The following is a 13178-nucleotide window of genomic DNA, read 5'->3' on the forward strand; positions in this document are numbered from 1 at the left end:
GAATGAAAAAAGTTCTAGTTGTTGATGATTCAGCATTTATGAGAAAACTTATTGGTGATTTTCTAACAGCCTCCAAACAGCTAGAAGTGATAGGAATTGCTAGAAATGGAGAAGACGCGATCTCAAAAATCAAAAAATTCCGTCCCGACGTCGTGACCCTTGACGTGGAAATGCCAAAGATGAATGGAATAGAAGCCTTAAGGAGAATCATGGTGGAATGTCCGGTACCTGTCGTGATGCTCTCATCTACAACCAAAGAGGGGGCGGAAGAGACTGTCAAAGCCATGGAGCTTGGAGCAGTTGATTTTATCGCGAAACCTTCAGGAACCATTTCATTGGACCTTCATAAAGTTCAAGATGAAATGGTTGAAAAAGTAATATCGGCAAGCAAGGTGAACATGACGAAAATAACAAGCGCATTTCGAAAAAGGACAGGGACAAGTGAATCTGCAAATGGAGGTGTACCACCGTTACTTTCAGAACATATATGGACCCGGGATTCACCGAAATTGATCCTTATTGGGACATCAACAGGAGGGCCACGCGCTTTACAGCAGGTGCTGACAGAACTATCTCCTAAACTGGATGCACCAGTGGTCGTGGTGCAGCACATGCCACCCGGTTTTACCAACTCACTGGCCAATCGGCTAGATGGTCAATCAGCCATTAAAGTGAAGGAAGCGGAGCATGAAGAAATCCTCCAAAAAGGAACAGCATATATAGCACCGGGTGGTTTTCAAACGAAGGTGGTCGAGGAAGGAACAAATTTAGCTTTTGAACTATCAAAAGAAGCACCACGAAATGGTCACAGACCTTCCGTGGACGTATTGTTTGAATCCGCAAGCCTGCTTCGAAATTATGGCAAAATAGCTGTCATTATGACGGGGATGGGCTCCGATGGCACTAAAGGATTGATCAGGCTTAAAGAAACAGGTGAAGTGAGAGCCATTGCAGAATCAAAAGAGACTTGTATTGTGTTTGGAATGCCGAAATCGGCTATCGCTACAAATTTAGTGGACAGCGTGGAACATATCGAGGATATTTCTCGAACTATTATGAAGTACATGTTGTAGAGAGGTGTGGAGCACATGGAATTGAGTCAATATTTAGAAGTTTTTATTGAAGAGAGTAAGGAAAATCTACAAACCTGTAATGAGCAATTACTGGAATTGGAGAAAAACCCTGAAAACCTGACGATTGTTAATGAAATTTTTCGTTCAGCTCACACGTTAAAAGGAATGTCTGCAACGATGGGGTACGAAGATTTAGCAAACCTTACCCATAAAATGGAGAATGTTCTGGATGCTATACGTAACGAAAAAATTAAAGTGACACCCGAAATATTGGATGTAGTGTTTAAATCCGTTGACGACCTGGAAGCAATGGTGTTTTCTATCGCGGACGGCGGAGATGGGAAACGGGACGTGACGGAAGTAGTCACCCTTCTCCAAGCAATTGAAAAGGGTGAAAATATACAATCCGCAAGTAATGAAGCTGCCGCAACCATAGCCCCTGAAATACATACATTGTCCATGAAGTACGAAGCATTCGAACAAACGGTTATTCAGCAATCTTTTGAGCAGGGGTTCCGTTGCTTTGAAATTACCGTTTCCTTGAGGGATGATTGTCTGTTAAAAGCGGCAAGAGTATATATGGTTTTCGAAGTGTTGGAAAAACTCGGGGAAGTCATTAAATCTTTCCCTACCGTAGATCAGCTGGAAGAAGAACAGTTCGACCATTCCTTTGTTATAGCAGTTGTGTCAAAAGAGGATGCAAGTGACATAGAAAAGAGTATACGTAACGTCTCTGAGGTAGAAGAAGTCACTTTAATGGAATTGACGTCACATCATATTCACAACAATGAAGTGAATGGATTGGAGGATCAGTCGGGAGAAGTTGTTGTAAAAGAAAAGGAAGACACGATACCTAAAGAAGCGAATTCAACATCAAGACAATCGAATGCTTCGAGCAAAACGATACGTGTAAACATTGAGCGACTGGATGTACTGATGAACCTTTTTGAAGAACTTGTCATTGATAGAGGGAGATTGGAACAGATCTCAAAAGATTTGAACAATCCGGAATTAAATGAAACGGTTGAAAGAATGACACGAATTTCCGGAGACTTACAAAGCATCATCCTCACTATGCGGATGGTTCCTGTAGAAACGGTATTTAACCGCTTTCCCCGCATGGTAAGGCAGCTTGCAAGAGATTTAAATAAGAAGATTGAATTAGAAATCATAGGGGCAGAAACAGAACTTGATCGGACGGTGATCGATGAAATAGGAGATCCACTCGTCCACTTAATTCGAAATGCCCTGGATCACGGAATTGAAATGCCTGAAGTTCGTTCGAAAAATGGCAAGCCTGAGCAAGGCACGGTCAAGCTGAAAGCTTTTCATAGCGGAAATCATGTATTTATTGAACTTGAAGATGATGGTGCAGGTATTAATAAACAGCGAGTGATGGAGAAAGCGATTCAAAAAGGAATTGTAACAGAAGAAGTGGCCCAAACCTTATCTGATAGACAAATCTATGAACTTATCCTGGCTTCAGGATTTTCAACTGCCGATCAAATCTCAGATATCTCTGGCAGAGGTGTTGGATTGGATGTAGTTAAAGCGACGATTGAGTCATTAGGTGGTGCCATTACAATCGACTCCAGTGCTGGTGAAGGATCATTGTTTTCTATCCAATTGCCATTAACGCTTTCGATTATATCTGTCATGCTTGTCGAAATTGAAGATGAGAAATACGCAATCCCGCTTTCTTCCATTATAGAGACTGCCATAGTCAAAAAAGGCGAGATCATGAATGCGCATAATCAAAGAGTGATAGATTTCAGAGGCAAGGTAGTTCCGTTGTTATTCCTGGAGGATGTATTCGAAGTTCCTAAAGATTCAAAAGATGAAGAGTTTTATTCTGTCGTCGTTGTACGCAAAGGAGAAAAAATGGCAGGGTTAGTAGTGGATTCATTTATTGGTCAACAGGAAATCGTCCTAAAATCTTTAGGGAATTATCTTAATGATGTATTTGCCATTTCAGGTGCAACCATATTGGGTGATGGGCAGGTAGCGCTGATTGTAGATTGCAATGCATTGATTAAATAGGAGGTAAGGGAAATGAGTGTAGTGTCAGAGACGTCAGAAGACCTAAAGCTTATCGTATTTCAATTGGTGGATAAAGAGTATGCCATTCCTGTTGATCAGGTCCGTTCAATTGAGAAGCTGGAGCATATTACGAGAGTACCTAGAACGCCTTCCTATGTTAAAGGTGTCATAAATTTACGTGGTGTCGTTACCCCCATCATAGATTTGAGAAGTCGGTTCGAATTATCCTCTTCTGAGCCAACCGAGAGCACCCGTGTGATTATCGTAGGTTTAGAGGATAAAGAAGTAGGATTGATTGTTGATGCTGCAAATGATGTGTTGGATGTAGAAAGAGAAATGATTGAACCTTCTCCGGAAGTTGTCGGGGTAGTAGAAGCAGAGTACATTGGTGGAGTAGTAAAGCAAAATAAACGATTATTGATTCTACTTCATTTAGACAAAATACTGCAATCCATCTAAGGAGAACAAATACGAATGGGTTATGAGAAGAAAATATCGTCAATGCACTTAGATATTTTGAAAGAAATCGGAAATATTGGAGCGGGGCATGCAGCAACTGCCCTCTCTACTCTTCTGGATAAGAAAATTGACATGAAGGTACCCAGTGTCCAGGTCGTTACATTCGATGAAATGATGGATATGGCAGGAGGACCGGATAATGTGGTTGTAAGTGTGTTCTTAAGAATTGAAGGGGATGCACCGGGAAGTATGTTTTTTTTATTGCCTCTTGAACAAGCTTCTACTTATATTCGAACAATGATACAGGATCGTTCGTTTTCCTTTAGTGAACCACCGTATTCAGAATTAGGTTTATCAGCCATGCAAGAGTTAGGGAATATTCTCTCAGGTTCATATTTGTCTTCCTTATCCGACTTTACAAGTCTTAAGCTATTACCTTCTGTTCCCGCTTTATCTGTAGATATGGCTGGTGCCATTATCGGTTTTGGCTTGCTGGAAATTTCTCAGGTAAGTGATTATGCCATCGTCATAGATACAGCATTAAAAGAAGAAGAGTTAGAGAAATCAGAAAGTGTGAAAGGTCACTTCTTCCTCTTGCCGGATCCCGATTCATTTGAAATCATCTTCCAATCCCTCGGTGTGAAGCTATGATTGGAGTGGACACAGTGGTAAGGGTGGGTATTGCAGATATGAATATCGTAAGTAAGGGAAGTTCAATTCGCACATCGGGCTTAGGTTCTTGTATTGGGGTGGTATTATACGATGAACTTATCAAATTGGCGGGTATGGTACACGTCATGCTCCCTCATTCGTCGTTAGGGAAAGAGCCTTCCGTGAACTTAGCTAAATATGCAGACACTGGAGTAGATGAACTCATTCGACAACTGAGAGAACGGGGTGCGAAAGTTGAGAGACTTAAGTGCAAAATGGCGGGTGGTGCACAAATGTTTCAATTCAAATCAAAAAGCGATGTGATGAGGATAGGCCCAAGGAATGCTGAAGCGGTCAAAGAGGCTCTCTTGAAGCATCGAGTGCCAATTATAGCAGAGGATTTGGGTGGTAATAAAGGGAGGACCATCGAATTCTTCACGTCGACTGGGATCCTTCATGTTCGCACGGTAAATGAAGAAACAAGAGAATTATGAGTAAATGATAAGTTTTCAAGGATTAATGTAACAGGAAAGATCCATTTTCTCTCATACCATGGAGTTATATACCTTATAGCAGGTTTCAAGGAAGAAAATAGTAAGCAAGGAGGATTCTTATGTCTCAGCAACCCCCTCGAACAGATGAACAACTTTATTGGGAGAAATGGATTAACAGTCGTGATACCCAAGCAGGTGATATGTTAGTTAAGAAATATATGCCCCTTGTATCGTATCACGTTCAGAGAATTTCCGTTGGGCTGCCAAGAAACGTCTCGAGAGAAGATATTAAGAGTCTTGGGTTGATGGGTTTACTGGATGCACTTCAGAAGTTTGATCCAACAAGAGATCTGAAGTTCGATACATATGCTTCGTTCAGAGTCCGGGGAGCCATTCTCGACGGACTGAGAAAAGAAGACTGGCTACCAAGATCAACAAGAGACAGGGCGAAAAAAATCGAAGCCAAAACAGTAGAGCTGGAACAAATTTTATTACGCCACGTGACCGCCGAGGAAGTAGCCGCCTCATTAGAGATGGCTCCTGAGGAAGTATATCAAACGACCAATGAACATTTCTTTGCCAATGTCCTTTCCATGGATGAGCAACTAACCGATGAAGATCATGAATCTCAAAGCTATTCTATTAAAGATGATAAGACGATCACACCTGAGGAAGAAGTGCTGAAAGGTGAAAAGGTAACAGAGTTAGAGAAAACGATTTTAACGCTTTCTGATAAAGAGCAGCTTGTGTTAAGCTTATTTTATAAAGAGGAATTAACTTTGACGGAAATTGGGGAAGTCATGAAACTGTCAACGTCACGAATTTCACAAATACATTCCAAGGCCATTTTTAAACTGCGCAGTTTATTAGGCTCTTGAATCAACTCTATTGATTAACGGTGAACACAATGAGCCAAAACCATATATATTGATGGACTGTTCCGGCGAAATACGGTTAAATGGAGCAGTCCTTTTATATGCTTAGGAAAAAACAAAAATCAAACTAAACTAAGGTGATGACATGGTAACTTTCCTGCTTTTGATATCTTTTCTTCTTACTATCGTCTCCTTGCTTGCAATTGTCATTTTATACTTAAGGCAAAATCGTTTTCTTAACATGGAGAAAGAACAAAAGAAAATGATCATGGAATTGGAAGAAATCATTTCTACTTATCTGATAGAAATGAAAGAAGAGAATGAAGAGTTCATTAGGACTTTTAATCATCATGCTAAAAGTCAAACACATATCCCTGACAATACGGACGATGAGAATGTAAACAGTTCCCCGCTTCAAAACAATCCCAAGTGGTCAGGAACCGGATATAAGCAAGCTTCAAAGGCCTATCAGCAAACACCAACACCTCAAATGGAAGCTGTCGAAAAAAAGTCGGAAGTGAAACCAACAGTAAAAACCAATAAAGATCCCCTTATCCAACAGGTTCTCTCACTTAAAAAAGAAGGGAAAGACATCGAGGAAATAGCTCAAACTCTCGGAAAAGGGAAAACGGAAATTGAGCTCCTGCTAAAATTCCGTCAAATTATGTAGGAATGTCTTGATTGGTTGGAGTAGGTGTGCTATAGTATTCATGGTGTGATTACACACGTTTCTCGATTGAGGTAGATGGTGCTATTTAAACGAATAGTTTCTACTACAAGATGACGGAAACGGAGGAGAAAACAAAAACCATTTAGGAGGAAACACACATGTCAGTAATTTCTATGAAACAATTGCTAGAAGCTGGTGTACATTTCGGACACCAAACTCGCCGTTGGAACCCAAAAATGAAGAGATACATCTTCACTGAGCGTAACGGTATCTACATCATCGACCTTCAAAAAACAGTTAAAAAGGTTGAAGAAGCGTACAACTTCGTGAAAGAATTAGCTGGTAACGGCGGTAAAGTTCTTTTCGTTGGTACGAAAAAACAAGCACAAGAGTCTGTTAAAGAAGAAGCAGAACGTGCAGGTATGTACTACATCAACCAACGTTGGTTAGGTGGAACACTTACAAACTTCGAAACAATCCAAAAACGTATTACACGTCTTAAAAACATCGAGAAGATGGAAGAAGACGGAACGTTTGAAGTACTACCTAAGAAAGAAGTAGTACAACTTAAAAAAGAACATGAGCGCTTAGTGAAATTCCTAGGCGGAATCAAAGATATGAACACGCTACCTGATGCATTATTCATCATCGACCCTCGTAAAGAGCGTATTGCTGTAGCTGAAGCTCGTAAACTTCATATCCCTATCGTGGGTATTGTAGATACAAACTGTGATCCGGATGAAATCGATGTTGTCATTCCTGCGAATGACGATGCAATCCGTGCAGTTAAGCTTCTTACAGGTAAAATGGCGGATGCTATTTTAGAAGCTAAGCAAGGTGAAGAAGCAGCTGTAGCAGCTGAGTAATGAATGGAAGGTGATAAGAGGGCTTACCCTTATCACCTTTTTTTAAAGAGTATGCACATCTACTGTACTCAATTCGAGTTACAGTACATTTTTGACTATCACCCATGAGTGATATAGTCTACATAGTTAAACTAAGGAGGAAACCCACTATGGCAATTACTGCACAAATGGTTAAAGAACTTCGTGAAAAAACTGGCGCTGGAATGATGGACTGTAAAAAAGCGTTAACTGAAACTGACGGAGATATGGACAAAGCAATTGATTTTTTACGTGAAAAAGGAATTGCAAAAGCAGCTAAAAAAGCTGATCGTATTGCAGCTGAAGGTACTACTTTCATTGCAAGCGAAGGGAATACTGCTATCATTTTCGAAGTGAATGCAGAAACTGATTTCGTTGCGAAAAACGAAAACTTCCAAAGTCTTGTTAAAGAATTAGCTGATCACTTATTAGCTAACAAACCGGCTTCTGTTGAAGTTGCTATGGAACAAAAAATGGCGAATGGTTCAACTGTAAGTGAATTCATCAACGCTGCTATCGCTAAAATCGGAGAAAAAATCACTCTACGTCGTTTTGAAATCCGTACTAAAGATGATAACGCTGCTTTCGGTGAATACCTGCACATGGGTGGCCGTATCGCTGTTCTAACAGTGGTTGAAGGTACTACAGATGCTAATGTTGCGAAAGACGTTGCTATGCACGCTGCAGCATTAAATCCTAAATATGTTTCACGTGATCAGGTTTCTGCTGAAGAAGTAGAGCGTGAGCGAGAAGTACTTAAGCAACAAGCATTAAATGAAGGTAAGCCTGAAAACATCGTTGAAAAAATGGTTGAAGGCCGCCTTGGAAAATACTTCGAGGATATCTGTATCCTGGATCAGACATTCGTTAAGAATCCAGATCAAAAGGTACGTCAATACCTTGAAGCGAATAAAGCTACTTTAACTGATTTCATCCGTTACGAAGTAGGGGAAGGTCTTGAAAAACGTCAAGACAACTTCGCTGAAGAAGTAATGAGTCAAGTTAAGAAATAATAAAAGCTAAACAATTCTTAGTAGGGAACACTTAGCGTGTTCCCTATTTTTCAAGAAAAATTCTATTTTTTTGGAGGTTCCCATGAGCGTTCCTAAATACAAACGTGTCGTTCTGAAACTTAGTGGAGAAGCATTAGCAGGTGATGATGGCTTCGGAATAAACCCTTCTGTCATTAAAAATGTAGCAGAAGAAGTAAAAGAAATTGCTGAACTTGATGTGGAAGTTGCAGTTGTCGTTGGCGGAGGTAATATTTGGCGTGGTAAGATAGGTAGTGAGATGGGAATGGATCGTGCATCTGCTGACTATATGGGGATGCTGGCTACCGTAATGAATTCTTTGGCTCTTCAAGACAGCCTTGAGCAAATTGGCATCGAAACAAGAGTTCAAACTTCAATTGATATGCGTCAAGTGGCAGAACCTTATATCAGACGCAGAGCCATCCGTCACTTAGAGAAGAAACGTGTTGTGATTTTTGCAGCAGGTACGGGAAATCCTTACTTCTCAACCGACACTACTGCGGCACTTCGAGCAGCTGAGATCGAAGCAGAAGTCATTCTGATGGCTAAAAACAACGTAGATGGTGTATATTCAGCAGATCCTAAGAAGGACGAGACGGCTGTTAAATATGAAGAACTTTCCTATTTAGATGTTTTGAAAGAAGGTTTGGCTGTAATGGATTCAACAGCATCTTCTCTTTGTATGGACAATGATATTCCACTTATTGTATTCTCTATTATGGAGGATGGGAATATTAAGAGAGCCATCACAGGTGAGAATATAGGTACAATCGTTAGGGGGAAAGCATAATGCCAAATACGATCATTACAAACGCAAAAGAAAGAATGACAAAAGCAATTCAAACATTTTCTCGTGAGTTAGCAAGTATCCGTGCAGGAAGAGCAAACGCATCTCTACTTGATAAGATTACAGTTGATTACTATGGTGCACCAACACCTGTTAACCAATTAGCAGGTATTTCAATTCCAGAGGCCCGTATGTTAGTCATCCAGCCTTATGATAAATCAGCTTTAGGTGATATAGAAAAGGCGATATTGAAATCAGACTTGGGAATTACACCTACAAGTGACGGGAACATTATCCGGATCGTTGTTCCTGCATTAACGGAAGAACGCCGTAAAGAACTTGTGAAGCTAGTGAAAAAAGAAGCTGAAGATGCAAAAGTGGCGATCCGTAATATTCGTCGTGATGCAAATGATGATCTTAAGAAGAAAGAGAAAAACGGGGACATTACAGAAGATGACCTTCGTGGATACTCTGATGATGTTCAGAAAGCAACAGATGAAAGCATTGTCAAGATTGACTCTATTGCAAAAGATAAAGAACAAGAAATGTTAGAAGTATAATTAATCATATTCTAATCCTAAGGGGCTGACCTATAAGTGAACTCATATTCCTTATGGGCCGGTCCTTTTGTTTTATGCTTGTTTAGAGTGTTTATGATAGCCGGCTTCTCCAATTCTCTGATTGAATGATCTTATTCGTTTGGCTCTATTCGCAAAGATTGTTGTTTTCCAGCATAGAATCTGCCAGGGCTTTGTCAACCAGTTTATGCTGGATGGTGAGGGGAACTGTTCCGCTTGCAGCTAGCGTTCGACCGTGCCTCCTCAGCTTAGCCGAACGGGGTCCAGGCACGCCCGAAATCCGCCGGAGTCTGCGCAGATCCCCTCACTATCTTTAACAGAATTTTCATGACAGAGCTTTAAGGTGTGCAAGAAAACAATGTAACTAGAAAAAAATAATTATTCTTCCTTAAAAGGAAAATCAATCTCTACTTACCTTAAATGAGATTGTTTGCTAAAATTCTTGTTTTTATTGTTTTCCATTAAGGATACATGCTCAGAAAGTTGATTGGAGCGGAAGGATGCTCGACTCCTGCGGAAATAGCTGGACAGTTGAGACCCCGGAGGCGCAGCCGAGGAGGCTCACCGCCAGCCCCGCGGAAAGCAAGCATCCTGGAGCGGAAATCAACTATTACTTTCTCCTCTACAATAGCAACAAACTATACGAAAAGAGCCTTTCGTTTTGAGAGAAAACATCGTTTAACGTTCAAAATACATATATGAATGTACATAATCTATTTTCTTAAAGATATCTTCCTTATTTTTTGATATGATAGTAAAGGTAAATATTTTTTGGATTGTTGGTGGAGGATTTTATGCTAAACAAGCTTAAGCAATGGAAAAGACAGCAAACTTCCGAAGAAGTGGATGATCGATTTCAAGAATTAGTAAAACACCCGATTCCGGGTCATATAGCTATCATTATGGATGGTAATGGACGCTGGGCGAAAAAAAGAGCCTTACCTAGAGTCGCTGGACATCATGAAGGCATGAAATGTGTTAGAAGAATAACGAAATTGGCAAACGAATTAGGTGTAGAAGCATTAACTCTATATGCTTTTTCAACTGAAAATTGGAAACGCCCCAAAATGGAAGTTGAGTTTCTTATGAAGTTGCCAGAAGAATTTTTAGGAACCTTTCTCCCTGAATTAGTAGAAGAAAACGTTCAGGTAAAAATGATGGGTTCGCCTGATGCCTTGCCGAACCACACTAAGAAAGCTGTCACTAAGGCAATGGAGGCTACGGAGAATAATGACGGTATGATATTAAACTTTGCTTTAAATTATGGCAGCCGTTCAGAAATCATTGATTCTATGAAGCATGTCTTAAAAGATGTTCAGAATGGAATACTAGATGAGAACCAATTGAATGAAGAAGTGTTTTCAAGTTACTTGATGACGAAAGATTTAAAAGATCCAGACCTGCTTATTCGAACGAGTGGAGAAATCCGCTTAAGTAACTTTATGCTTTGGCAATTAGCTTATACAGAGTTCTTTTTTACAGACGTACTGTGGCCGGATTTTGGCAAGGAACATTTAATAGAAGCAATTGAAGCATATCAAGGTCGTTCAAGAAGATTTGGTGGGTTACAAAGCGAGGAATTATAATGAAACAAAGAATTATTACAGCAGTGATAGCTGCAGCGATATTTTTGCCAATCATCATTTTTGGTGAAACACCATTTATTATTTTAATGTATCTTATTGCTTCCATCAGCTTATATGAAGCTTTAAAGATGAGAGGGCAATGGATTTTCACCATTCCCGGGTTATTATCTTTGGCACTGTTGTGGGTGTTTTTGATCCCAACCGATGCTATCGGGATATTATCAGACTTTGGCTATTCCAAGATCGAAATGGCTTTTCTTGCCGTGCTGCTTTTCTTAACATATACAGTAGCAACTAAGAACCGTTATACATTCGATGATGTGTCTTTTGCTCTGTTAAGCATTTTATATGTAGGAATTGGTTTCTATTACTTTATGGAGATCCGACTAGATGAGGGAGTACAGTTTGTTTTCTATGCTTTATTTATCATTTGGGCGACAGACTCAGGAGCTTATTTCATCGGAAGAGCGATGGGGAAAAAGAAGCTATGGCCTCAAATCAGTCCGAATAAAACCATCGAAGGTTTTGTTGGCGGGATTATATGTGCCATTGTAGTTGGAGTTATCATGACATTTTTCACTGATCTTGATATGTCCATTCCTAAACTTATTATTGTGACTGCAATTCTATCCGTCTTTGGACAGGTTGGAGACCTCGTCGAATCAGCTTTAAAAAGACATTACAAAGTAAAAGATTCCGGGCATTTATTACCGGGACATGGTGGAATGCTGGATCGTTTTGATAGTTTATTATTTGTGTTTCCCCTTCTTCACTTTCTTTTATAAAGGTAGAAGGCTTTTTGCGGGAGGAGTGTAGTTGTTGAAAAAGATTAGCTTAATGGGAGCTACCGGTTCTATAGGGACACAAACCCTTGATGTAATCCGTGAGCATCCTGAAGAATTCAAACTGACGGCAATGTCTGTTGGCAGAAATATAGAAGAAGCTAGAAAAATGATTCTGGAATTCAGTCCTCAATTGATATCTGTTCAACGAAAAGAGGATGCTGAATCTCTAATGATAGAAATGTCATCTTCCGTAAAGGTTCTTTACGGGGAAGAAGGCTTGGTGGAGGTGGCTTGCCATCAGGATGCGGATGTACTTGTTAATGCAGTGCTGGGCAGTGTTGGACTTTACCCCACATTACAAGCCATCGAGGCAGGGAAAATGATTGCGATTGCCAATAAAGAAACGCTTGTAACGGCTGGACACCTGGTGATGGAGGCTGCCCGGAAAAAGAATACTCCTTTACTGCCGGTTGATAGTGAGCATTCTGCCATATTCCAAGCGCTGCAGGGAGAACAAGAAAAGAATATTGAAAAGCTGATCATTACCGCATCCGGAGGCAGTTTCAGGGATCGGACGAGAGAAGAATTAGTGGGTGTCACAGTAACAGAAGCCTTGAATCACCCGAACTGGTCAATGGGTGCAAAGATTACCATAGACTCTGCTTCAATGATGAACAAAGGGTTAGAGGTAATCGAAGCACATTGGCTATTTGATATTCCTTATGATCAAATTGAGGTGGTGCAGCATAGAGAGAGCATTATCCACTCCATGATCCAGTTCCACGATTCATCTGTGATGGCTCAGTTAGGAACTCCTGATATGCGTGTTCCGATTCAATATGCTTTAACCTATCCGGACAGGCTCATTAGACCCGGTAAAAGATTGAACTTAGTCGAAATTGGTAAGCTTCACTTTGAAGAGATGGATTTAAATCGTTTCCGCTGTCTTGCTTTTGCCTATGAAGCAGGACGGATAGGCGGAAGTATGACGACGGTACTAAATGCTGCAAATGAAGCGGCAGTTTCCATGTTCCTGGAAAATAAAATATCTTTCCTGGACATTGAAGCATATATCGAGAAGGCTATGTCTACTCATCAAGTGATACATAGACCAGATCTTGAAACCATACATGAGATAGATCAACAGACTCGACAACTCGTTTCAAGCTGGTTGTAGAGTACTTGGGCATGTTTCCATGTTCTGTAACGTAGTATGATAGTGGACATGTTTCTTACCGATACATCAAACATTTAGATCTGTTTCC

The 13178-nt window shown here is 40.4% G+C and carries 14 protein-coding genes; all 14 read left to right on the top strand.

The annotated features are described in order from the left end of the window. Positions 1–2 precede the first annotated feature (2 nt). On the top strand, positions 3–1073 hold the full coding sequence (locus FZC88_RS03140; protein ID WP_148993621.1) for a protein-glutamate methylesterase/protein-glutamine glutaminase: 1071 nt from the start codon (positions 3–5) through the stop codon (positions 1071–1073). A gap of 15 nt (positions 1074–1088) precedes the next feature. Further along, positions 1089–3113, top strand: a complete 2025-nt coding sequence (locus FZC88_RS03145; RefSeq protein WP_148993622.1) for a chemotaxis protein CheA — start codon at positions 1089–1091, stop codon at positions 3111–3113. Positions 3114–3125: 12 nt separating this feature from the next. After that, positions 3126–3572 carry a chemotaxis protein CheW gene (locus FZC88_RS03150; protein ID WP_148993623.1) on the top strand — a complete coding sequence of 149 codons (447 nt, stop codon included), beginning with the start codon at positions 3126–3128 and terminating at the stop codon, positions 3570–3572. Between the two features lie 15 nt (positions 3573–3587). Continuing rightward, entirely contained in the window at positions 3588–4223 is a 636-nt protein-coding gene (locus FZC88_RS03155; protein ID WP_148993624.1) for a chemotaxis protein CheC, read from the top strand. Positions 4224–4261: 38 nt separating this feature from the next. After that, a complete protein-coding gene (locus tag FZC88_RS03160; RefSeq protein ID WP_315633249.1) occupies positions 4262–4717 on the top strand; it encodes a chemotaxis protein CheD in 456 nt (151 codons plus the stop codon). Between the two features lie 119 nt (positions 4718–4836). Then, positions 4837–5595 carry a FliA/WhiG family RNA polymerase sigma factor gene (locus FZC88_RS03165; RefSeq protein ID WP_148993626.1) on the top strand — a complete coding sequence of 253 codons (759 nt, stop codon included), beginning with the start codon at positions 4837–4839 and terminating at the stop codon, positions 5593–5595. 238 nt (positions 5596–5833) lie between these two features. Next, positions 5834–6262, top strand: a complete 429-nt coding sequence (locus tag FZC88_RS03170) for a DUF6115 domain-containing protein (RefSeq protein WP_187443490.1) — start codon at positions 5834–5836, stop codon at positions 6260–6262. Between the two features lie 158 nt (positions 6263–6420). After that, complete coding sequence (gene rpsB, locus FZC88_RS03175) at positions 6421–7128, top strand: 30S ribosomal protein S2 (RefSeq protein WP_034760179.1); 708 nt, start codon at positions 6421–6423, stop codon at positions 7126–7128. A gap of 149 nt (positions 7129–7277) precedes the next feature. Beyond that, entirely contained in the window at positions 7278–8159 is an 882-nt protein-coding gene (tsf, locus tag FZC88_RS03180; protein WP_148968762.1) for a translation elongation factor Ts, read from the top strand. A gap of 82 nt (positions 8160–8241) precedes the next feature. After that, positions 8242–8967 carry a UMP kinase gene (gene pyrH / locus FZC88_RS03185; RefSeq protein WP_148968763.1) on the top strand — a complete coding sequence of 242 codons (726 nt, stop codon included), beginning with the start codon at positions 8242–8244 and terminating at the stop codon, positions 8965–8967. Continuing rightward, positions 8967–9524, top strand: a complete 558-nt coding sequence (frr, locus tag FZC88_RS03190) for a ribosome recycling factor (protein ID WP_148968764.1) — start codon at positions 8967–8969, stop codon at positions 9522–9524. The genes pyrH and frr overlap by 1 nt, the downstream gene beginning before the upstream one ends. A gap of 812 nt (positions 9525–10336) precedes the next feature. Next, positions 10337–11128, top strand: a complete 792-nt coding sequence (locus FZC88_RS03195; protein ID WP_148993628.1) for an isoprenyl transferase — start codon at positions 10337–10339, stop codon at positions 11126–11128. Further along, the gene (locus FZC88_RS03200) at positions 11128–11913 is read left to right on the top strand and encodes a phosphatidate cytidylyltransferase (protein WP_148993629.1); all 786 of its coding nucleotides are present in this window, start codon (positions 11128–11130) and stop codon (positions 11911–11913) included. Before FZC88_RS03195 ends, FZC88_RS03200 begins: the two co-directional genes overlap by 1 nt. A 34-nt stretch (positions 11914–11947) precedes the next feature. Continuing rightward, positions 11948–13090, top strand: coding sequence for a 1-deoxy-D-xylulose-5-phosphate reductoisomerase (gene dxr / locus FZC88_RS03205; RefSeq protein ID WP_148994269.1), 1143 nt, complete (start codon positions 11948–11950; stop codon positions 13088–13090). Positions 13091–13178: the final 88 nt, after the last annotated feature.

Source organism: Rossellomorea aquimaris, from assembly GCF_008180865.1.
GTDB classification, from domain to species: domain Bacteria; phylum Bacillota; class Bacilli; order Bacillales; family Bacillaceae_B; genus Rossellomorea; species Rossellomorea yichunensis.

Bases quoted from the DNA above. Each gene is read 5' to 3' on its own strand.
- pyrH (WP_148968763.1), top strand. From the start codon at position 8,242: ATGAGCGTTCCTAAATACAAACGTGTCGTTCTGAAACTTAGTGGAGAA.
- FZC88_RS03145 (WP_148993622.1), top strand. From the start codon at position 1,089: ATGGAATTGAGTCAATATTTAGAAGTTTTTATTGAAGAGAGTAAGGAA.
- FZC88_RS03170 (WP_187443490.1), top strand. From the start codon at position 5,834: ATGGAGAAAGAACAAAAGAAAATGATCATGGAATTGGAAGAAATCATT.
- frr (WP_148968764.1), top strand. From the start codon at position 8,967: ATGCCAAATACGATCATTACAAACGCAAAAGAAAGAATGACAAAAGCA.
- FZC88_RS03160 (WP_315633249.1), top strand. From the start codon at position 4,262: ATGAATATCGTAAGTAAGGGAAGTTCAATTCGCACATCGGGCTTAGGT.
- FZC88_RS03165 (WP_148993626.1), top strand. From the start codon at position 4,837: ATGTCTCAGCAACCCCCTCGAACAGATGAACAACTTTATTGGGAGAAA.
- FZC88_RS03155 (WP_148993624.1), top strand. From the start codon at position 3,588: ATGGGTTATGAGAAGAAAATATCGTCAATGCACTTAGATATTTTGAAA.
- rpsB (WP_034760179.1), top strand. From the start codon at position 6,421: ATGTCAGTAATTTCTATGAAACAATTGCTAGAAGCTGGTGTACATTTC.
- tsf (WP_148968762.1), top strand. From the start codon at position 7,278: ATGGCAATTACTGCACAAATGGTTAAAGAACTTCGTGAAAAAACTGGC.
- FZC88_RS03195 (WP_148993628.1), top strand. From the start codon at position 10,337: ATGCTAAACAAGCTTAAGCAATGGAAAAGACAGCAAACTTCCGAAGAA.
- FZC88_RS03200 (WP_148993629.1), top strand. From the start codon at position 11,128: ATGAAACAAAGAATTATTACAGCAGTGATAGCTGCAGCGATATTTTTG.
- FZC88_RS03150 (WP_148993623.1), top strand. From the start codon at position 3,126: ATGAGTGTAGTGTCAGAGACGTCAGAAGACCTAAAGCTTATCGTATTT.
- FZC88_RS03140 (WP_148993621.1), top strand. From the start codon at position 3: ATGAAAAAAGTTCTAGTTGTTGATGATTCAGCATTTATGAGAAAACTT.